This is a genomic window from Mycobacterium scrofulaceum (genome assembly GCF_001667885.1).
GTDB classification, from domain to species: Bacteria; Actinomycetota; Actinomycetes; order Mycobacteriales; family Mycobacteriaceae; genus Mycobacterium; species Mycobacterium scrofulaceum_C.
Genome location: NZ_LZJW01000147.1, coordinates 1 through 18,968 on the forward strand (window position 1 = coordinate 1; position 18,968 = coordinate 18,968).

The window sequence follows — 18,968 nt, forward strand, 5'->3', positions numbered from 1 at the left end:
CCGGCGACGCAGACGATCAGCACCACCAGCGCGGTGTGCGGCGGTGCTGCCAGCGCGGCCTCCCCGGTCGGGCTGGCCCCCGCGCCGCCCCCGGTTGCGCAGGTTCCCCCGGTCGCGCAGGTTCCGGCTGCCGCGCCCGTCGCGCAGGTTCCGGCAACCGCGCCCGTCGCGCAGGCGCCGGCTACTCCGCCGTTCGGGCAGGCGCCCGCCGTGGCTCCGCTGCGGCAGACGTCGGCGACCGCTCCGACGGGCCTGCCGGTACAGGCGCCCCTGCCCAGCCGCCAGCCCACGCCAAACCTGTTGGCGCTGGTTCCCGGCCTGCCGCCATTGCCCAATTTCTCGTTTCTGCAGCACTAGGGCGGCGCCGCGGCTGCCGTGGAGCCGACTGAGCGGATCGGCGGCCGGACTCGTATTGTGAGGCCATGCTGATTGCGGGGGTGCTGTGCATGTGCGCGGCGGTGGCTTCGGCCGGGTTCGGAACGTGGTCGCTGGCGCGCGGCCAGGACGTCGATCCGACCGCGTTGGCGCTGCGGTCGATCGCCCCGGCGCAACTGGCGGCGGCGATCATGCTGGCGGCCGGCGGGGTGGTCGCGCTGGCAGCACCGCCGCACACCGCGCTGGTGGTGCTGATCGTCTGCGTCGCCGGCGCCTTCGGAACGCTGGCCGCTGGGTCGTGGCAGAGCGCGCGCTTCGCGCTGCAGCGGCAAGCAGCGGCTCCGGCCTGCACCGGTACTTGCGCCGGCTGCACGCAGTCCTGCCACTGAGCTGGCGCGGGGTAAGCCCCCGGTGTGGGGGAGGGCGCTAATTGCGGCTGAGGTCGATCGGATGGGTCGCCAGCAACGACAGCGGCAGCGGCTGGCGGCGCAGCACCTGCCCCCACAAGTCCGATCTCGCCCCGACAAGAACGTCAGATGGCAACGCCGACAAGACAATCCAGTCGTCCCGTTCGATCTCGCCTTCCAGCTGACCGATCGTCCAACCGGAGTAGCCGGCGAAGATCCGCACCCCCTCCACGACGGGCGCGATCGTGTCGGGGTCGGCATCGAGATCGACCATTACGACCCGGCCGGCGACGTGCCGCAGCCCGGCCACGCCCTGGGGGTCGGCGCCCACCCTCAGCGTCGCCAGGCATAGGGCCGCATCACGCTTCACCGGGCCGCCGATGAACATCGTCTTCGGCTTGGCCGCCAATTTGGTCCACTGCGGCAGCACGTTGTACACCGCCGTTTCGCTGGCGCGATTGAGGACGACCCCCAAGGTTCCGCCGTCGTTGTGCTCGACGATGTAGATGACGCTGCGCCGGAACGTCGGCTCGAAAAGATCGGTGTTGGCAAGCAACAACGTACCCGCGCGTACCCGCTGCGCGGCCGGCGCGACATAGTCCTCTGGATCCTCGGGCGGCGGCACCACACCATCATCGCATCCAGCACTTGCCGCCCGGGGGAATCAAGCGCGGGACGCAAATATTTGTACTGTTGGTAAGTCGGCAAGGGCCGTGACGAGCTTGCTAGCCCCAATCGTGGAAGTCGGTTTTGTGATCCAATCCCGGATGCACTCAAGCGCACCCGTCGAAATCTGGCGGTCGGTGCGCAGTTTGCCGGACTTCTGGCGGCTGCTGCAGGTGCGCATGGCGAGTCAATTCGGTGACGGGCTGTTCCAGGCGGGCCTGGCTGGAGCGTTGTTGTTCAATCCAGACCGCGCCGCCGATCCGATGGCCATCGCGCGGGCGTTCACCGTGCTGTTCCTGCCTTATTCGCTGCTGGGTCCCTTCGCCGGCGCGCTGATGGACCGTTGGGACCGCCGGCTGGTGATCGTCGGCGCCAACGCCGGACGCCTCGTCCTGATCGCCGCAATCGGCACAATCCTGGCGGTCAGAGCCGGCGACCTGCCGCTGCTGCTGGGCGCGCTGTTCGCCAACGGCTTGGCCCGATTCGTCGGCTCCGGGCTGTCGGCGTCATTGCCGCACGTGGTCCCGCGCGAACAGGTCGTGACGATGAATGCCGTGGCCAACGCGTCAGGCGCCATCGCCGCTTTCTTCGGCGCCAACTTCATGCTGCTGCCCCGATTCGTGTTCGGCGCCGGGGACAGGGGCGCCTCGGCGATCATCTTCCTTACCGGTGTCCCCGTGGCGACCGCCTTGCTGCTGACCTTGCGATTCGGCTCCCGCGTGCTGGGCCCGGACGACACCAAGCGGGCAATCCACGGACCGGTTTTCTACGCCGTGATCACTGGCTGGTTGCACGGGGCACGCACGGTAGCGCAGCGGCCCACGGTCGCGGCCACCCTGTCCGGCTTGGCCGCCCACCGCATGGTGATCGGCATCAATTCGCTGTTGGTTCTGCTGCTGGTCCATCACATGCGAGACCCGCAGGCCGGGGGATTGGGCACCGCTCTGGTGTTTTTCGGTGCCGCCGGCCTCGGGGCGTTCCTGGCCAACCTGCTGACGCCGCCGGCGGTTCGGCGCTGGGGTCGTTATGCCACGGTGAACGGTGCGCTCGCGGCCTCGGCGCTCATCGAGGTTGCCGGCGCGGGGTTGCTGCTGCCGGTGATGGCGGTGTGCGGCTTCTTCCTCGGCGTGACCGGACAGATGGTCAAGCTGTGCGCCGACTCTGCGATGCAGATGGACGTCGATGACGCCCTGCGCGGACACGTCTTCGCGGTGCAGGATGCGCTGTTCTGGGTCGCGTTCATCGCCTCCATCACGGTGGCGGCGGCGCTGATTCCCGTCGACGGGCACGCACCCGCCTTCGCCCTCTTCGGCTCCGGGCTCTACGTGGCAGGCCTGGCCATGCATAGTTTCCTCGGCCGGCGCGCCGATCAGGCGAATAATCGTTCCCCGGCCGGGGCGACCGACGAGCGGAGGCAATGATGGCGGGTCCCGAATCGATCGTGGCTGACCTTCGTGCCGAGAGCGACGACCTTGACGCCTTGGTCGCGCCGCTGCCGGCCGAACGCTGGGCCGACCCGACGCCGGCGGCGGGCTGGTCCATCGCCCACCAGATCGGCCATCTGTTGTGGACGGACCGGGTCGCGCTGACGTCGGTCACCGACGAGGCCGGGTTCGCCGAAGCGCTCAAGGCCGCGGCAGCCGACCCGGCCGGCTTCGTCGACGCGGGTGCCGAGGAATTGGCCCTTATCCCGCCGGCCGAACTGCTCGCCGACTGGCGGGCCACCCGCGGCCGGTTGCACGAGCAGCTCCTGATGGTGCCCGCCGGGCGCAAACTTCCCTGGTTCGGGCCGCCGATGAGTGCGGCCTCGATGGCTACCGCGCGGCTGATGGAGACGTGGGCGCACGGGCTGGACGTTGCCGATGCGTTCGGGGTCAAACGGCCCGCCACCGACCGGCTGCGGTCGATTGCTCACCTGGGAGTGCGCACCCGCGACTACGCCTTCTCCGTCAACAACCTGCCAGCCCCGGCCGAGCCGTTCCTGGTCGAGCTGCGCGGACCCGGCGGCGACACCTGGACCTGGGGACCGTCTGACGCGACGCAGCGGGTCACCGGTTCTGCCGAAGATTTCTGCTACTTGGTCACGCAGCGCCGCCCGCTCGGCGCCCTCGACATCACCGCGGACGGTCCCGACGCGCAGCGTTGGCTGGAGATCGCACAAGCCTTCGCGGGTCCGCCCGGCGCCGGTCGATGAGCGCGCGGGCGCGCGAAGAGAGCCGGCGCCCATCCCACCCACGCGCCGGTCGATGAGCGCGCGGGCGCGCGACGAGAGCCGGCGCCCGTCCGACCCAAGCGCCGGTCGATGAGCGCGCGGGTGCGATTTAGTGCAGCGGGCCGCCGTAACTCGCGCGGTTCTCGGCCTCGGCCTCTTCGCGCAGCGCCGAGATCGCGAGATTCAGCCGGTCGGCGAGCTCCCCGTGGGCGTATCCGGTCATCACGCCGGGGTGCAGAGTCAGCTTGAGCAGCCGGCCGTCAGCATTGGCCACCGCGTAGATATCACCGAGATCGACGCTGTACGTGACGGCCTCGGCCTGCGCAACGAGGGCTTCCCACTTGTCGGCCGCCTCACTCAATTCCCGAAGAACTGATTCGACGAGGTCCTTGTCGCTGAGATTCGCGCGACCGCCCGAATCCGACACGATCACAGTATGTCGACCCCTCCAACCAGCGTCAATTCAAAACTGCGAGGTCGCCGAGGCACGTCAACGGGCGGTGTTATGCGCCCGGTTGCTGGGCGGCGAGCTTCTGATACCAGGCGAGGTGATAGTTCGCCGAAACCGAGTCTCCGCTCGCGATGCCTTCCGTTGCTGCCATCAACAGACACTTGAGCAACAGGGCGGGGTTCACGGCCGGGTATTGAATCATCAGCTGGTAGCGCGCCGTATCGAGGTGCACCCGCAGCACGTCGACCTCCTGATCGATGATGACCGCCTCCGCGGCAGCGGCGTCCGCCAGCCTTTGCACGATGCGGGGGAGTCCGTCGAACCGGCGCGTGGTCTGGCTCAGCACATTGCGCAAGTCCTCGATGGCGGGCAGTTCGCGCGCTTCCAACGACGATCTCGTGGTGCTGAAGTCCGCCGAGCGGCGCAGCGAATCACCGGGAGCGTAGGTCACCACGCGCGCGGCGTCGCCGACCAACGCGGAGACCCGGCCGGTGCGACGTTCGGGCTCCAATAGCCGCACACCCGCCGGAAGGTTGATCCCCGCCGGTATCCAGCCATGGGCCAAATCGGTTACCAACACCGTCGTGCCGTCCGGTAGGTCGCCCACCGCCCAATTCAGCCGCGGCTCCTGGCGGACCACGAACTCGAGGAGGCGATTCAGCCTGTCGATATCGAAACCCGTTGCAGTAGAGCTTTTTTCGGGAACCCGGCCGGGAGCCGCCTGCGTGGGCCGGGGTTCATCGTGCGCGACCACGGGCTCCTCTTCGACCGCGTGGTGGCGACCACTGTCCGCCACCTCCTCGCCGACCGGTTCGGGTTCGGTGATCGCGGGAATGACCTGCGTCTCCTCGATCGAGGCCGCCGCAGCGGCGGGTTCCGGCTCCCGGGCCGGCAATACCTCGTCCGGCGCCCGTCCCGGTCCTTCCACCTCCACGTGGTGTCGACCGTCGGCTGCGGGCTCCCATTCCGCCGCCGACGTGGCTGCGGCGGGCTGGTCCAGGACGGGCTCGCTGAACGCGGGAATGACCTGCGTCTCCTCCGTCGAGCCGGGCGCTGCTTCGTCCTCAAAACGCTGGCTGCCCGGCTCGTCGAGGGATGGTAGGGGCTCCCAGTCTGCCGCGGGCGTGCGCTCGACCGGCTGATCGACGACCGGCTCGACTTCGGTGATCGCGGGAATGATCTGCGTCTCCTCGATCGCAGTCACCGCGGCGTCGGTGACCGGGGCCCACTCCGGCTCACCCTGGTCCGTTGCCGGCTCCTGGGCCTCCACCAGCTGGCGCCCGTCGGCACTGTCGGGCGGCGATTCGACGACGTGTTCCACCCCAGCCAGGCTCGGGATGACCTGCGTCTCCTCCGTATCCGGCGCTTCTGGGGCGGCGGTGACCTCCGCAGCAACCTCCGGTGCGGGCGTTTCATAGTGCGGTCCGTCGGGGTGCGGCACCGTGGGAGCGGGCTTGTGGACCCGCCAGCGCGGCGTACGCGTCGTCCTGGTGGGCGCTTCGGAGGGTCTGGCGCCGCTGAACGCAGGAATGATCCGGGTCTGCTCCATGTCCGCTGACGGCGGTTGGGCGGGCTGCCTGCGGGGAGATCCGGCGCTCACGCCGCTCTTCGCGGCATGCAGCTGGCGCATCGTCGACTCGACTCGCCGCACGGCGCGGCCCCGCGCTTCGTCAATGACGCGAGCTTCTTCCGCCTGGCGGGGCAGATCAGCCAAGCCGGCGCGCTTGATGATCTTGAGCTGCTCGTTCGCGCCATCGGCGATACGTTGCAGGTCGGCTTTGAGATACTCTGCGACCGAGGCATTTTCGGCGGTAATCGTCGACAGCTCCGCAGGCCAAAGCCCACCGATCACCCACGGGGTGCAATCGATGGGAGAGCTGAAAGCCGGCATCGCCAGTGATTCCCGGGTAGCTCTCCGGAGGCGCTGACGCGCTGTCATCCGACCGAAGATCGCCACCGGTTAAGCGTACCGGTGTCTGACGAATCGCTTATTCGGTGAGTGAATTGTGCAGGTGTGACGGCCTGGGTAGCGTGAGGACATGGCTGAATCTGCGCTGCAGCAGCAACTCGATGAAGTGCGTGCCTTGCTCGCCCGCGCACGAGAGTTGTTCGGCCCCAACCCCGTAGAGCCGCCCACCGATATCGCTCCAGATCCCGAGGCGGCCAAGACGTGGCTGCTGTAGGGCCTCTGAGTCCGCTAGATCGCCCTGTTGCGGCGACGCAGCTTGTGTGCCAGTAGCTTCTCGATCGCCGCGTCGAGGTCTCGCGGGGTCGGAACCTCGGCTGACGGCGTGTGTCCGGCCGCCACGATTTCGTCGCGGATCTCCAGCAACGCCTTGAGGCACGAGACGTCGGCGGTCAGCAGAATGCCCCGTGCCAGCGTCTCGGCGTCGGTCTCCATCGCCTCTTCGCTCAGCGCAACGCTGTGCATGTAGCCGCCGCGGCAGGAGCGGACGAGGATGTGCCCACTCGGATGAACGGTGTCAAAAGCGGGATTCGCGTCCGTCATCGACCGCGGTCAGCGATGCCGCCGAAGTTGCGGGCCGCATCGTGCTCGTGCTGTTCCCACATCGTCGCCGATGCCGTCAGTTTGTCCGCCAGCTCGGCGTGGTCCGCGGCTTGTTGCTCGTAACACTGGCGCCTGAGCTCGAGCAGTTCCCGTCCGGCGTCACGCAGTTCACCGAAGATCGGCCCGAGCGAATCCAGGCTCTCCTGGATCGCCTCGTGCGACGAAGGAACCGTCCGCAGGTAGTCCGAGGTCTCCTGGTGGCGTGCAGCGGCTTGACGCAAGTGCGCGGGCACCACGTGGATCGAATCAGCCATCCGCTGCCTCCTGTTCACGGCCGCCGGCCAGACCGGCGAGATCATTATTGTCAGGTGGCCGACGAGGTCGCCGGCCGCGTAGGTGTCGGTGTATCGGGTCTCGTCGGCGGGGTCACGGCTGCGGCCGGTGCCGGCGGATGCTCCCAGCCTAGAAAGCTTGGCCCGGTCACGGTGGCGATGTCTTGAATTTGGCCATCGAGAAGGGCCTTGCCCGGACCGAGGGCGAGCGCGTGGCGGTCGACGAAGATCCCGATGTCCGCCGGGCTCACCTGCGCCGGCTCGATCGGGCTGGTGACGGCGGAGCCGGGCGGCGGGATCGTTATTCCCTGCTGTTGGAACGCATCTGGGATCGCCGCTCCGCTCACTGCGGCTTTGATCGCCGCCGCGAATTGGGGGTTGGCGGCCGTCACCGTCTCGCCGTCGGGCAGGCTCACCGTGGTGGGACCGGCCGGCGCCGACGCGTCCTCGGGTGCGGCCGCATCCCGACCGTCATCTTCGTCTTCGTCGCCCGGCTGATCCGACTTGGGATCCGTGTTCGGATCCGGCTGCTCGGCGGAGTCCAGCACGTCCTCGTCATCGAGGCCTCCCGGCCCCGGATCGGTCCTGTCCTCGCCGCCGATGCCGGGAAGTGGCAACCCGCTCGGTGTCGAGCCGAAACTCGGTAGCCCCGGAGAGAAGCTGGGCATCGTCGGCAGCGCAGGAGCCATGGGCGAAGCCGGAGCGGTCGCAGCCTCCGACGCGCCCATACCCGATAGGTCATCGGTCGGCAGACCGGGGTCGTCGGCCAGCAACGAATCCAGCAGCGGATCCCAATCCGAGTCCTCGGACGGCACTGCCGTTTCCGCGTCGGTGCCAACCGCGCGGGCCGAGGTGCGCTCGTCGGGACTCTTGGATGCGTCGTACAGTGACGTCCATGCGGCCATGAGTGCCGACTTCGACGTGTCGTCGAGGCGCGCGTTGAGGACCACGGTGCGAATGTCCCGGAGCTTGCCGATCAGGAAGCGCTGAAAGTCGCGGGCTCCGGCCGGGGTGTCGAGGTCCGACCGCGTTCGGACCGCCGCTTCGGTGTCTTGCTGCAACCTGGTCAGCGCCTGGCTGCCTTCGACCGCATTGAGATGGGCGTTCAGGATGGCCGTGATCACTTGCATGTCCAGCTGAGAGCTCGCCGAATTCTGGTGGGCGAGGGCAGCTTCGGCGTGAGCGATGGCTTCCGCCGCCTCGCCCCGTTCTCGATCCGGTGGAGCCGCGAGTTGTTGACGGATCTTGCCCGCGATCGCCTGGAGTTGCTCGGGGCGTGTCGTCGGGGTGATCACGGCAGCCAGCTCGCTGGGCGACAGGCCCGCCTGCCACGCGTTCGGATCACCGGTGCGGTCTCGGACGTCTTTCACCGCGGCAAGAAGCTCCTCGTGCGCCGACATCGGCTAGGCGACCGCCGTCGCAGCCGCGCCGATTCCGTGCGGGATGCGTTGCGATCTCTCCATGCTCGACGACCGTACCCAGGCGTGTCGTCCTCGACAATTCACCCTGCCGCGGGGTTGTGGATGGCATAGCGAGCGCTCCTTGCTAACCGCTGTCAGCGGTGTACTGGTCCCGAAGTGATTCCAGCACAGCCTTTTTCGCTCGGCTGAGTTCGCGGGCATCCTCGACGACGGAGGTGATCTCGCGTTGTTTGGCCAGCAGGAAACGCTGGAACTCGCGAGCGCCCATGGGTGTATCGACTGCGAGGTTCGCCTGGTGCACGGTGGCGTGGTCGAGTTGCTCGGCGATGGCATCCAGTCGTCGGGCGCCTTCGCGCATCGCGGCATGCGCGCTCGAGAGCACGTCCGCCAGCACCCGGTCGGCGTCGGCTACCGTGCCGTGCCGGCCGGCGAGCGCCGACTGCCGCGCCTGTATAGCGGCCACCGAAGGTCCGCCTTGTTCCGTCATCGGCTCACCCTGTTCGTCATAGCGGTCGGCGAATAGCGACGTTGGGACCAAGCGGGCTGATCCGCACCGAGGCACCCGAGTAGGGTGCTTCGACTACCAGATTGTTGCCGATGGCCAGCTGTACGTGTCCGGCGTGCGGGAAGACGAGGTCACCCGGCCGGACCTGCGAGCGAGGCACCGGGATCCCGTCGTTGATCTGTTGATAAGTGGTGCGGTCCAAGTGAATTCCCGCCTGTGCATAGCTCCACTGGACCAGCCCCGAGCAATCGAACTGGTCGGGCCCCGTGGCGCCCCACACATAAGGACGACCCAGGCGCGACAGCGCGGCGCGCACCGCGATGGCGGCCCGGCCGGTCAAACCCGCTCCGCCGGCGCGGCGGCGCCACAGTTGGTAGCGCACGGCCCGCATTTCGGCGAGGCGTCGGCGGGCCCGAAGTCGGGCCGATACGACGTGGGCGTGCTGCGCGCGTAATCGCGCCGCACGGCGACGCATCGCTTCGCGCTGGGCCATCGGGGTCGCCGGAATAGAGGCGGGCTCGGCGCGGGCCGCGTCGAGGACGTTTCCGGTCAGCTCGCGAGCCTGGACACGGTCCCGGTCGGCGCCGGCGATCACGCCCGCCACGGCGGCGTCCGTGGCCGCGGCTGCCGCGAGCCGTTGCCGACTGTGCTCCGCGGCGAGCCGGTAACCACCGCGCGCCAACCCTTCGCTCGGCCCGGCCGCGCGCCGCAACACGTTGCGGTAGTGCGCGGTGCCCGCATCGAGCGACGGCTGCTGCATGGCGCCGGCGAACATGTCATGAGCGCGGCTCAACAACTCGATTTCGCTTTGGTTCACTGCGCCCCCTGCCCGTGTTCGCCCGACTCGACGGCGTCGACGAAGGCGCGCACGCGGGGGAGCGCCCCCGGTGGGATAACCCCCCGGTTACGGATGTCCCACATCTCGTCGACGTCGACACCGACCAGCGTGGCGATGATGGCCTCGGGCAACGCCGACTGCGCGCACGCCCTGTCGAACCGGGCGCTCAGACTGGTCGGCATCCGCTTCAGCAGGGCGGTCCGCGTCGCCTCGAGGGCTTGCAGGTGCTCCATCAGCCGGCCCGTGGAGTCCGCGCCCGCATTGACCGCGACCCGCCAGGAGCCGGCGGCCAGCATCTCTGCCTTCACGCACTGAGCGATCACAGACAGAATATACGTCTCATATTCGTTTGATGTTGTCGCCGGGAGACGATCGATGACCGATTTGAGCGCTTCGAGCTGAGCTTCGGCATATCCTTCCAGCACTTCTGTGTCGCTGTGACGGTCCACGACGACGGGTCCACTGCGCCGGGCGGGGACGGCAGAGGGGGGCTGGGCGGCCATCAACCGGGCCAGTTCCGCCTCGGGATCGGCCGCCACCAGCAGCCGAGAATAGGTGCCCGGCGGCAAGCCGAGCCCGTTCTCGACCTTCTGAACTGTACTTTTGTGCGGTTTGCGGGCGCCACGTTCCAGGAAGCTGAGGCCCATGATGCTGACACCCGTCGCTGCGGCGAGGTCGGCTAGGGACCAGTCACGTGACTCTCGCAACGCACGGATAGCCGCGCCGGCCGATTCACGGCTCACCGCACGCTCCGGCCATAGGCCGGATACTACACAGCGGGCACCGTATCGCTATGTATATACGTTGTTGTCTCGTTTCTCTTGCGTGAGCGCCCCTTATCTGTATACGCTTTTGTCTACGTTTCACGCTCGACAAGGAGACCGACATGGGACACCCCTGCGCTGCCAACCCGGAACTGTGGTTCGGCTATCCCGACGACGATGGTGGCGACGGCGCGGCGAAGGCCCGCGCGTACGAGCGGTCGGCCGTCGAGGCGCGCATCCAGTGCCTGCGCCGCTGCCCGTTGGCGCAGCAGCGCCGGTGCGCCCAACACGCCATCGCGCACCGCGAGGAGTACGGCGTCTGGGCCGGGGTCAAACTCCCCGGGGGCCAGTACCGCAAGCGCGAACAGTTGGCCCAGGCCCACGATGTCCTGCGGCGCATCGCGTCCGGAGAGATCAACTCCCGACAGCTGCCGGAGAACGCGGCTCTGCTCGCCAATCACGAGCACGAGTCGGTTGCGGTGGCCGCGGTGGTGCTGCATCTGCACATCGCCAAGGTGGGGCCTCGCTCGGCCGCCTGAAGTTCCGTCCTGCTCAGGCGCCGTTTGCTGGCGTGGCCAACGGGGTAGAGCTTCGGCACGACCGAGTCCGTCGACCCGAAGGCGGGATCCATGACGTTCGACCTGACCCCGACGGCAGCGCAGCACGACCTGGCCCGGCGGGCTCACGAGTTCGCCGAAGAAGTAATCCGACCCGTGGCGCTCCACTACGACCAACGGCAAGAGTTTCCGTGGCCGGTGTTGGAAGAGGCAGCGCAGCGCGGCTTCTACAGCCCGCTGTTCTACCGCGATCTGATCGGAGACCCGACCGGTCTGTCGTTGCCGATGTTCATGGAGGAACTGTTCTGGGGCTGCGCCGGGATCGGGCTGGCGATCGTGATGCCGGCGTTGGCGCTTTCGGCAATCGGGCAGGCGGCATCCCCGGAACAAATGCTGGAGTGGGCGCCCGAATGCTTCGGAACCCCAGGCGATCTCAAGCTCGCGGCGCTGGCGATCTCGGAGCCCGAGGGCGGCAGCGATGTGCGGAATCTGCGCACCCGCGCGCGCCGCGACGGTGACGACTGGATCATCGACGGACACAAGATGTGGATCGGCAACGGCGGAATCGCCGACGTCCACGTGGTCAACGCCGTCGTCGACGAGGAGCTCGGCCATCGCGGTCAGGCGCTGTTCGTGGTGCCCGGTGGCACGCCCGGGCTCAAGCTGGTTCGCAAGCTGGACAAACTGGGCTGCCGTGCGTCCCACACCGCCGAGTTGCTGTTCGAGGGCGTCCGCGTCCCCGGCGCCAATCTCCTTGGCGGAGAAGAGAAGTTGGAGCACAAACTCGCCAAGGCTCGCGAGGTCGTGGCGGGCGGCAAGCGGTCGGGCTCGGCCACTCTCGGCACCTTCGAACAGACCCGGCCGATGGTCGCCGCGCAGGCCATCGGCATCGCGCGCGCCGCGCTGGAATACGCGACGGCGTACGCCACCGAGCGCGAGGCATTCGGCGCGCCGATCATCGACAACCAGGGCATCGCCTTTCCGCTGGCGGAGCTGGCCACCCAGATCGATGCGGCGCGGTTGCTGACCTGGCGGGCGTCGTGGATGGCGGCCAACAACGTGCCCTTCGAACGCGGGGAAGGGTCGATGTCGAAAATGGCCGCCAGTGAGGTGGCCGTCAAGGCCACCGAACGCGCGATTCAGACCATGGGTGGCTGGGGCTACATCACCGATCACCCGGTGGAGAAGTGGTACCGGGATGCCAAGCTGTACACCATCTTTGAGGGCACCAGCGAGATCCAGCGGATGGTCATCGCCAATGCGCTGGGAGCCACCGTCGGCACGCCGCCTCTGCACGTGGTGCTTGAACCGTCCGGCGGACCGTTGAACCGCGTCTTCGGTCGAGGCACCCCGCTGCGCTCGCGAGCCGCCGACACCGCGTTGTCGATGCAGGACCGGGTGCCCGAGCCGGTCATGCGGCTGGCCATGCGGGTGCTCCGACCCCCACGTAAGTAACGGACGTGGGTACGGTCGGGGTGGACGATGAGCAATCTTGAGCCGGCGCCGATCGAAGTCGCCTGCGCTGCTGCACCGAGCGCGGGCACCGAGGTGCTGCGTCCCCGCGAGGTTCCGTTGGGCGGGCCCCGGGCGATGCGCGTACGACGCACGCTGCCACAACGCCAGCGCTCGCTGATCGGCGCCTGGTGCTTCATCGACCATTACGGTCCGGCCTCCGCGCGCATGGACGTCCCCCCGCATCCGCACACCGGACTACAAACCGTCAGCTGGTTGTTCAGTGGGGAAGTGGAGCACAACGACAGCGCCGGCGTGCACGCGGCCGTTCGCCCCGGCGAGTTGAATCTCATGACCGCCGGCGCCGGGATCTGCCACTCTGAGGTGTCGGTTCGATCGGGGGCGGCGTTGCACGGTGTCCAGCTCTGGGTGGCGCTGCCCGGTTCGGATCGCGACACCGGTCGCGCCTTCGCCCACTACGCGCCTGCACCGACCTCTTTGCCCGGCGCGACGGTGCGGGTATTCCTCGGAGAACTGGCCGGCAGCCGGTCCCCGGTGCATACCTTCACGCCGTTGCTGGGCGCCCAGGTCGATCTCGACGCCCTGACTCGCCTGGATCTCGATATCGATCCGGCCTTCGAGCACGGTGTGCTCTGCGATTCGGGTGCGGTCCGGGTCGAGGAAGCCGCTCTGACCGTCGCCGAGTTGGCGTACCTGAGGCCCGGCCGCTCGTCGTTGCGACTGCACAACGACGGGGACCGGCCCGCGCGGGTATTGCTGCTCGGCGGGACGCCGTTCACCGAAGAACTGGTCATGTGGTGGAACTTCGTGGGACGAAGCCACGACGACATCGTGGCTTACCGCCAACTCTGGGAGGCCGGCGACGACCGCTTCGGTGCCGTCCACGGCTACCGGGGTTCGCTTACCCGACTGCCCGCCCCGCCGTTGCCGACCACTCGGCTGCGGCCTCGACCGATACCGCAAGGAAAGGAAGGCAACAATGGCCACCGATAAGACCGGGGCAGAGACGACCGTGAACCTCGAGGAGGGCCGGTACACCATCGCCGTGGAAGGCAAACAAGTCGGCCTCGCCGACTTCGCCGATCGCGGCGACCAGCGCGTCTTCTACCACACCGAAATCGACCCGGCGTACGGCGGACGGGGGCTGGCGACGATCCTCGTCGAGGAGGCGCTGAATGAGGCGCGCGGCGAAGGCAAGCGCATCGTCCCGGTGTGCTCGATGATCGGCACCGTGCTCAAGAAGCACCCCGAATTCGATGACATCACCGATGCCGTGACGCCAGACATTCTGCGGTGGGTGCAGTCGTAGCGGTCACCGCGACGCAATGGCGTGGCAGCTCGGCGAATAGCGGTGCAGTCTCGTTTCTGGTCGCGGTCCGCTCGTCAGCCCTCGCCGGACATCGCTTAAGTAAGCCCTTGCTCCTCGCGCCAGCTTGACCAATACTTTTCCGAATCTGCACGGCGCAGCGCGCACAGCTCGTCACATGTGGCTTTCAGTGTCGAAGCGCCCGAGAGAAGCCTTTCGACGGCGCCGAGGTTTTCACGCACCCAGATTGCTTCATCCGGGGCAGGCAAATAGTGAATCAGTCGATCGTTGTCAATATATTGTTTGATCAGCGAAGGCCAGAACCAGTTTTCTGGTTGCGTTAGCTTGGACGGCGCGACCAAGATTTCTATTTGGCCCCGATCGTAGATCAGCGCAAATGTTAATGCGGGTCCAACTAACGTCAAAGAGGCACTCGGTGCGTCCTTCGCGACGTGTGAATCAGCGATCCGGTATTGCGGGTTTAAGTACAGGAAATCGAAGTACTTCAGAAAAAATTCGAAAAGGGCCTTCATCGACGACGCCGCAATCTGATGTCTCGAGTCAACAGGCTCGACACGTTAAGCACGTTACCGAGAACGGCCTAGAGGTCGTCCGGTTTCGGCCAGCCCCACTTCTTCGATGAATTGGACCTGCGTAGCGAGACCAACTCATCAGCTGTGCGGTCAGCGGTGGGCCGATCGGCGAAAAGCTGCTCTACGCGTTTCAAATTTACTGACAGCCAACTGGCTTGATCGGCGGGTGATGCGGCGCCAGTATCGTCGCCGCCCTCAAGGTACTGACGAATCAGGGAAGCCGCGAACCAATTGTCGCCGCCTCCCAGCAATGTGGGCACTGCCGCGAAGTATATCTGTCCACGATCGTTCACGACATCCCACCTGAGCAGCTCGCCGGAAAAGGAAATCGACGCATCGATGTCGGCGAGGCCCCGGGTGGTCGAATCCGTGATCCTATACTCAGGGTTGAGGTACAAGAATCCTGCGTATTGCAGAATGAACTCTAGCAGCGCTTTCATCACGGGCCTCCGGCCTTGGGGGGTACCAGGGTTGAACCGTCGATCGCTTCGTATCCGTGAGCACGTAGATAACTCAGCTCCGCAGCAGTGTAAGTATCGTCGAGAACCTGATCGATTGGCACTGATAGTTTAATCGTATCTCGATTCGCAATTGCAATATCGAGTACATGCTGGTTGGCGGCAAGTCGTTCAACGGGCGTGGCCGCGTTCCATGCATCCCCGATATCGAAGTAGCTGGCGCCACGTTGTTGCGCGAGCTCAATGTAGGAGGGGCCGCCCAACGGATTCTTATACGGCCCAAGGACCGTCTCGCCGCTTCCCGTCAAGTGCTGTTCAGACAGCGCTCGCAACTCCGGCGTCATGTAGTCAAGGGGGTTGTGCAGGGTGAATTCCGGATGGGCTGGATCGATCACCACGGGTGGTGGGTCGTGCGGTGCCACCGGCACATGCGGTTCCGCCGGAGGCCCGGCATCGGGCGGAAGCTCACCTCCGCCACCACCGCCGGGGTGCGTCGGAGCGTGCTCCACGACCGGCGCGGGACCGGAGTGGGTGCCCGGCACCGGTTCTCCGCTCACGCCGGTAGTTGAAGAACCCTGCGAGGTCAGGTCCGCGCTAGCACTTGCCGCGCGCTCCTCCGCACCGGTCAATGCGCGAGGAAAGACATTTTCGCCGGTCACGCCCTCAATCGCTTCGCGAGTGAAAAGTGTCTTGAGTCCCTGCCAGGCCACCTGACCGCCCGCCTTCAGCACATAGCCGCCGCCGACCGCAGTGGAGATAGCACTCCACAACGGCTCAGGGGTGGCTTCCACCTTCCCGGGATCGAGCGTGCGCATGCCGGTCAACTTGCCACCGCTGAAGGCGTAGGACGTGCCCATGGCCTGATCGAAGAATTCGCCCGCGCCGTCCTTGAGCTGGCCGTAGACCTGCACGGGCTGGCCATCCACGGTGTGGGTGAATATAAAACGCCCGTCGGGACCGACCGTTATGGATGCGGGTTCGACGTCCTTGTAGTCAGGGATCTTGCCCAGGTCGTCGAGCGCGTGAGCGAGGTCCGATTTCAGCTTCGGCAGCTTCGCGTTGGCGGCCTCGCCCTCAGGCGACCCCGGGCCGTGGGTATAGAGATCGGCCATTGCCTTGTTCAAGGCATCCTGCGCGGCACGCACCTTACCCATTTGATCGATCACCGCTTGGTCGGTGATCCGGCGGAGGTCGGCCAGCGCCTGTAGCTGGAGCTCGGTGGGCTTTGGCGAACCGTCGGCATCGACATCGCGGAGGGCAGCGGGATCGTATCCGTCGGTTCGCAAGTTGCCCAGCGCATTGTGTAAGCCGTCGGAGTAGCCGTTACGTATCCAATGAATTTGCGCCAGTGCGGCTTTGGTGTCATCGATGGCGTCCCGCTCACAATTACGGATGAGGACATCGAGGGTGTGCTTGTCCTCCGCGCTGAGGTGGCCGTTCTGCTCCATTTCGACGGCTTGGCCGATCAGTCCGTCGAGCGTTTGCAACTGCGCCTCGAGCGCCGCGATCTCCGCCTCTGAGGCCTTCTGCGCCTCAGCCAGGGAAGCTGCGATGTTTTCCAGGTCTACTCCGATCTTGGGCAACTGCAGCGACTGAACACCCAGCGACTTGGTCACCCGCTGCACTTCGACGGAGTCATTGATCGGATGGCCGCCATCCCGGCGGTTCCACGCCGCGTTGAAGCGGTTGCGGGCCTGCTCGAAGGCATGCTGGGCCTCAGAAGTGCATCGGCCGGCGCAGTGGAACACCTCCGCCAGCGAAGAGATCTGACCTGGGCTCCCGGCTTGCAGGCTTTTGTTGATCGCCCACGGATCACCACCGGCCTCGGCGATGAGCGCCGCGATGCTTATGTATCGGAGCTGCATCGCATCACCCGTAGCTGCGCAGCTCCACGCGCCGCGACGATCATTGCCACCCCTCCTGAGCTGGCAATTACGCTACTAATGCGCTCGCAGACGTCAATTCACCGCAGCGACGAGGCGTCCCCTGATGCTGCGACGGGGGCAATCTATGGAAAACACGAAGGTCACGGACTCCTCGAGCCCGTGACCTCAGCGCCGGCGGTTCGGTGAACCGCTCAAAATGTGGGCGAAGGGGGACTTGAACCCCCACGTCCCGAAGGACACTGGCACCTGAAGCCAGCGCGTCTGCCATTCCGCCACTCGCCCGGAAAAACAACCGATGGACCATACCACTCTAATGGCCGCGTTCCCCAACCCGCCTGGTCGGGCCCGGAAGCCTTCGGACACTGGGGGACAACGCGTCTGAGCAGGGCCGACGAAGTTCTCAGAGTTTCGACGGTGCCGCACCGTCGCGCTGTCCCGATAACATGCTGGGGTGAGGGACACTGGCCGAATCGTTTGCCGCGCGCCAGCGGCATGCCGCGGCAAGTGCACGCGAACGGCAGAGCATGAATAGCCAACGGGGGTTGGCCGCGCGGATCGAGCGCAAGCTCGAGGCCACAGTCGACAATGCCTTCGCCCGAGTCTTCGGCGGATCGATCGTCCCGCAGGAGGTGGAAGCGCTCCTGCGCCGCGAAGCCCGCGACGGAGTCCAGAAACTTCACGGCGATCGTCTTTTGGCCCCCAACGAATACATCATTACCCTCGGTAGGCACGACTTCGAGAAGGTGGGCGCCGACCCTGATCTCACGTCGGGCGCTTTCGCGAGGTACTTGGTCGACTACATCCGAGAACAGGGGTGGCAAACGTATGGTGATGTGGTCGTCCGGTTCGAGCAGTCGTCGGATTTGCGAACTGGGCAGTACCGCGCCCGTGGTGCTGTCAATCCCGATGTGCAGCCCCGCCCGACGGTCCACGATCCCGTCCCGCCACAATCAAATAGTGCGTTCGGCGCAGAACGAGGAGTAGCACCAATGACTGACGATTCGAGCTACCGCCCTTCGGGGCCTGGGCGGCCTGGCGACGAGTACTACGACGAGCGCTACGCGCGCCCGCAAGACGACGCGCGCGCCGGCGAACAGCCGCAGGGCGGGCCAGACCCGCGCGCCGGTTACCCGCCAGAGCAGGGCGGCTATCCGCCCCAACAGGGCTACCCGCCGCCGCGCCACCCCGAGCAGGGCGGCTATCCGGAGCAAGGCGGTTATCAAGGCCAGGGCGGTTACCCCGACCAGCGCGGCTACCAAGCCCCCGGCGGCTACCCCGACCAGCGCGGCTACCAAGATCAGGGCGGTTACCCCGACCAGCGCGGCTACCAAGCCCCCGGCGGCTACCCCGACCAGGGCCAGGGCGGCCCGCCGCCGCAGTACGAGCAGCGCCCTCCCGCGCCCGCCGGATACGGCGGCCAGGGCTACGACCAGGGCTACCGTCAGGGCGGCGGCTACGCCCCGCCGCCCGGTGGAGGCCAGCAGGGCTACGGGGGTTACGGCGATTACGGCCGCGGGCCCGCCCGCCAAGACGAGGGTTACGCTCCGCCCGAGCAACGGCCGGCCTACCCGGAGCAGGGCGCCGGATACGAGCAGGGCGGCGGCTACGAGCAGGCCGGATACGAGCAGGGCTACCAGCAGGGCGGCGGCTACGGCCGGCAGGAATACGGGGGCGACTACACGCAGTACGCCGAGAACGTGCCGGGCGGGGGATATCCCGGTCAGGCCGCGGGATACCCCGAGACCGCCCACCGCGACTACGACTATGGCCAACAAGCCGAGTATGCCCAGCCGAGCGAGTACGGCCAGCCCGCTGACTACGGGCAGCCCGCGGACTACGGGCAGGCGGCCGGCGGCTACGGCGGTTACGGCGCGGGCGGTTATGGCGCCGGCGGAACGACGGTCACCCTGCAGCTCGACGACGGCAGTGGCCGCACGTACCAGCTGCGTGAGGGCTCCAACATCGTCGGCCGCGGACAAGACGCTCAGTTCCGGTTGCCCGACACGGGGGTCTCACGACGTCACCTCGAGATCCGCTGGGACGGGCAGGTCGCACTGCTGTCGGACCTGAACTCGACCAACGGCACCACCGTCAACAACGCACCTGTGCAGGAGTGGCAGTTGGCCGACGGTGACGTGATCCGCCTGGGCCACTCGGAGATCATCGTCCGGATCCACTAAACGCGCTGGGCTCAACGCTGCCGTGCTTCGCCCCG

At 67.0% G+C, this 18,968-nt stretch carries 21 protein-coding genes, 1 tRNA gene and 1 pseudogene; 10 read left to right on the forward strand and 13 right to left on the reverse strand.

Translation table 11 applies throughout. The annotated features are described in order from the left end of the window. Together A5681_RS27520 and A5681_RS20880 are read left to right on the forward strand one after the other, a co-directional pair. Positions 1–357 (forward strand): annotated as a pseudogene (locus A5681_RS27520) (hypothetical protein); the annotation flags it as partial. A gap of 65 nt (positions 358–422) precedes the next feature. Continuing rightward, a complete protein-coding gene (locus tag A5681_RS20880; protein WP_067279679.1) occupies positions 423–764 on the forward strand; it encodes a hypothetical protein in 342 nt (113 codons plus the stop codon). 37 nt (positions 765–801) lie between these two features. Here the strand turns inward: A5681_RS20880 and A5681_RS20885 are convergent, their stop codons facing one another. Further along, a complete protein-coding gene (locus A5681_RS20885) occupies positions 802–1,410 on the reverse strand; it encodes a YqgE/AlgH family protein (RefSeq protein ID WP_156670136.1) in 609 nt (202 codons plus the stop codon). Positions 1,411–1,549: 139 nt separating this feature from the next. On the opposite strand from A5681_RS20885, the gene A5681_RS20890 reads away from it, so the two are divergent. Both A5681_RS20890 and A5681_RS20895 read left to right on the forward strand, forming a co-directional pair. Beyond that, complete coding sequence (locus A5681_RS20890) at positions 1,550–2,869, forward strand: MFS transporter (protein ID WP_067280023.1); 1,320 nt, start codon at positions 1,550–1,552, stop codon at positions 2,867–2,869. After that, positions 2,869–3,642 (forward strand): TIGR03084 family metal-binding protein, encoded by a 774-nt coding sequence (locus A5681_RS20895; protein ID WP_067280021.1) that lies wholly within the window; start codon positions 2,869–2,871, stop codon positions 3,640–3,642. Before A5681_RS20890 ends, A5681_RS20895 begins: the two co-directional genes overlap by 1 nt. 127 nt (positions 3,643–3,769) lie before the next feature. Here A5681_RS20895 and A5681_RS20900 read toward each other — a convergent pair whose 3' ends face one another. Further along, positions 3,770–4,090, reverse strand: a complete 321-nt coding sequence (locus A5681_RS20900; RefSeq protein ID WP_419866344.1) for a DUF2710 family protein — start codon at positions 4,088–4,090, stop codon at positions 3,770–3,772. Between the two features lie 73 nt (positions 4,091–4,163). Beyond that, positions 4,164–6,068 (reverse strand): DUF5631 domain-containing protein, encoded by a 1,905-nt coding sequence (locus A5681_RS20905; protein WP_231996383.1) that lies wholly within the window; start codon positions 6,066–6,068, stop codon positions 4,164–4,166. An 82-nt stretch (positions 6,069–6,150) separates the two neighbouring features. On the opposite strand from A5681_RS20905, the gene A5681_RS27525 reads away from it, so the two are divergent. Beyond that, positions 6,151–6,294, forward strand: coding sequence for a hypothetical protein (locus A5681_RS27525; protein ID WP_167374087.1), 144 nt, complete (start codon positions 6,151–6,153; stop codon positions 6,292–6,294). A 14-nt stretch (positions 6,295–6,308) separates the two neighbouring features. Here the strand turns inward: A5681_RS27525 and A5681_RS20910 are convergent, their stop codons facing one another. From A5681_RS20910 to A5681_RS20935, 6 genes are all read right to left on the reverse strand, one after another. After that, a complete protein-coding gene (locus tag A5681_RS20910) occupies positions 6,309–6,620 on the reverse strand; it encodes a DUF2694 family protein (protein WP_067279683.1) in 312 nt (103 codons plus the stop codon). Then, positions 6,617–6,934, reverse strand: a complete 318-nt coding sequence (locus tag A5681_RS20915; protein ID WP_067280029.1) for an ESX-1 secretion-associated protein — start codon at positions 6,932–6,934, stop codon at positions 6,617–6,619. The genes A5681_RS20910 and A5681_RS20915 overlap by 4 nt, the downstream gene beginning before the upstream one ends. Positions 6,935–6,984: 50 nt before the next feature. Then, a complete protein-coding gene (locus tag A5681_RS20920) occupies positions 6,985–8,352 on the reverse strand; it encodes a DUF4226 domain-containing protein (RefSeq protein ID WP_067279685.1) in 1,368 nt (455 codons plus the stop codon). Between the two features lie 145 nt (positions 8,353–8,497). Next, positions 8,498–8,860: a DUF4226 domain-containing protein gene (locus A5681_RS20925; protein WP_067279688.1), complete on the reverse strand. Its 363-nt coding sequence runs from the start codon at positions 8,858–8,860 to the stop codon at positions 8,498–8,500. Between the two features lie 16 nt (positions 8,861–8,876). Beyond that, positions 8,877–9,695, reverse strand: coding sequence for a C40 family peptidase (locus A5681_RS20930; protein ID WP_067279690.1), 819 nt, complete (start codon positions 9,693–9,695; stop codon positions 8,877–8,879). Further along, positions 9,692–10,459, reverse strand: coding sequence for a helix-turn-helix domain-containing protein (locus tag A5681_RS20935; protein WP_067279693.1), 768 nt, complete (start codon positions 10,457–10,459; stop codon positions 9,692–9,694). The genes A5681_RS20930 and A5681_RS20935 overlap by 4 nt, the downstream gene beginning before the upstream one ends. Before the next feature lie 143 nt (positions 10,460–10,602). Here A5681_RS20935 and A5681_RS20940 point away from each other — a divergent pair, with 143 nt between their 5' ends. The 4 genes from A5681_RS20940 to A5681_RS20955 all read left to right on the forward strand — a co-directional run bounded on the left by A5681_RS20940 (position 10,603) and on the right by A5681_RS20955 (position 13,819). Next, positions 10,603–11,019, forward strand: coding sequence for a WhiB family transcriptional regulator (locus A5681_RS20940; protein WP_067279695.1), 417 nt, complete (start codon positions 10,603–10,605; stop codon positions 11,017–11,019). Between the two features lie 90 nt (positions 11,020–11,109). Then, a complete protein-coding gene (locus A5681_RS20945) occupies positions 11,110–12,492 on the forward strand; it encodes an acyl-CoA dehydrogenase family protein (protein WP_067279698.1) in 1,383 nt (460 codons plus the stop codon). Between the two features lie 27 nt (positions 12,493–12,519). Next, complete coding sequence (locus A5681_RS20950) at positions 12,520–13,503, forward strand: pirin family protein (RefSeq protein WP_067279700.1); 984 nt, start codon at positions 12,520–12,522, stop codon at positions 13,501–13,503. Continuing rightward, the gene (locus A5681_RS20955) at positions 13,490–13,819 is read left to right on the forward strand and encodes a GNAT family N-acetyltransferase (RefSeq protein WP_067279704.1); all 330 of its coding nucleotides are present in this window, start codon (positions 13,490–13,492) and stop codon (positions 13,817–13,819) included. Before A5681_RS20950 ends, A5681_RS20955 begins: the two co-directional genes overlap by 14 nt. 95 nt (positions 13,820–13,914) lie before the next feature. Here the strand turns inward: A5681_RS20955 and A5681_RS27230 are convergent, their stop codons facing one another. The 4 genes from A5681_RS27230 to A5681_RS20970 all read right to left on the reverse strand — a co-directional run bounded on the left by A5681_RS27230 (position 13,915) and on the right by A5681_RS20970 (position 17,035). After that, positions 13,915–14,349, reverse strand: a complete 435-nt coding sequence (locus A5681_RS27230; RefSeq protein ID WP_156738082.1) for a hypothetical protein — start codon at positions 14,347–14,349, stop codon at positions 13,915–13,917. 68 nt (positions 14,350–14,417) lie between these two features. Further along, the gene (locus tag A5681_RS20960) at positions 14,418–14,849 is read right to left on the reverse strand and encodes a hypothetical protein (protein WP_067279708.1); all 432 of its coding nucleotides are present in this window, start codon (positions 14,847–14,849) and stop codon (positions 14,418–14,420) included. Continuing rightward, positions 14,849–16,732 carry a hypothetical protein gene (locus tag A5681_RS20965; RefSeq protein ID WP_067279712.1) on the reverse strand — a complete coding sequence of 628 codons (1,884 nt, stop codon included), beginning with the start codon at positions 16,730–16,732 and terminating at the stop codon, positions 14,849–14,851. The genes A5681_RS20960 and A5681_RS20965 overlap by 1 nt, the downstream gene beginning before the upstream one ends. Before the next feature lie 220 nt (positions 16,733–16,952). Further along, positions 16,953–17,035, reverse strand: a tRNA-Leu gene (locus A5681_RS20970). 242 nt (positions 17,036–17,277) lie between these two features. On the opposite strand from A5681_RS20970, the gene A5681_RS20975 reads away from it, so the two are divergent. Then, a complete protein-coding gene (locus A5681_RS20975) occupies positions 17,278–18,933 on the forward strand; it encodes a DUF3662 and FHA domain-containing protein (RefSeq protein ID WP_067279715.1) in 1,656 nt (551 codons plus the stop codon). The last annotated feature ends 35 nt before the right edge of the window (positions 18,934–18,968 follow it).

Bases quoted from the DNA above. Each gene is read 5' to 3' on its own strand.
- A5681_RS20925 (WP_067279688.1), bottom strand. From the start codon at position 8,860: ATGACGGAACAAGGCGGACCTTCGGTGGCCGCTATACAGGCGCGGCAG.
- A5681_RS20880 (WP_067279679.1), top strand. From the start codon at position 423: ATGCTGATTGCGGGGGTGCTGTGCATGTGCGCGGCGGTGGCTTCGGCC.
- A5681_RS20945 (WP_067279698.1), top strand. From the start codon at position 11,110: ATGACGTTCGACCTGACCCCGACGGCAGCGCAGCACGACCTGGCCCGG.
- A5681_RS20890 (WP_067280023.1), top strand. From the start codon at position 1,550: ATGCACTCAAGCGCACCCGTCGAAATCTGGCGGTCGGTGCGCAGTTTG.
- A5681_RS20920 (WP_067279685.1), bottom strand. From the start codon at position 8,352: ATGTCGGCGCACGAGGAGCTTCTTGCCGCGGTGAAAGACGTCCGAGAC.
- A5681_RS20965 (WP_067279712.1), bottom strand. From the start codon at position 16,732: ATGCAGCTCCGATACATAAGCATCGCGGCGCTCATCGCCGAGGCCGGT.
- A5681_RS20895 (WP_067280021.1), top strand. From the start codon at position 2,869: ATGGCGGGTCCCGAATCGATCGTGGCTGACCTTCGTGCCGAGAGCGAC.
- A5681_RS20915 (WP_067280029.1), bottom strand. From the start codon at position 6,934: ATGGCTGATTCGATCCACGTGGTGCCCGCGCACTTGCGTCAAGCCGCT.
- A5681_RS20910 (WP_067279683.1), bottom strand. From the start codon at position 6,620: ATGACGGACGCGAATCCCGCTTTTGACACCGTTCATCCGAGTGGGCAC.
- A5681_RS20955 (WP_067279704.1), top strand. From the start codon at position 13,490: ATGGCCACCGATAAGACCGGGGCAGAGACGACCGTGAACCTCGAGGAG.
- A5681_RS27230 (WP_156738082.1), bottom strand. From the start codon at position 14,349: ATGAAGGCCCTTTTCGAATTTTTTCTGAAGTACTTCGATTTCCTGTAC.
- A5681_RS20975 (WP_067279715.1), top strand. From the start codon at position 17,278: ATGAATAGCCAACGGGGGTTGGCCGCGCGGATCGAGCGCAAGCTCGAG.
- A5681_RS20950 (WP_067279700.1), top strand. From the start codon at position 12,520: ATGAGCAATCTTGAGCCGGCGCCGATCGAAGTCGCCTGCGCTGCTGCA.
- A5681_RS20940 (WP_067279695.1), top strand. From the start codon at position 10,603: ATGGGACACCCCTGCGCTGCCAACCCGGAACTGTGGTTCGGCTATCCC.
- A5681_RS20960 (WP_067279708.1), bottom strand. From the start codon at position 14,849: ATGAAAGCGCTGCTAGAGTTCATTCTGCAATACGCAGGATTCTTGTAC.
- A5681_RS27525 (WP_167374087.1), top strand. From the start codon at position 6,151: ATGGCTGAATCTGCGCTGCAGCAGCAACTCGATGAAGTGCGTGCCTTG.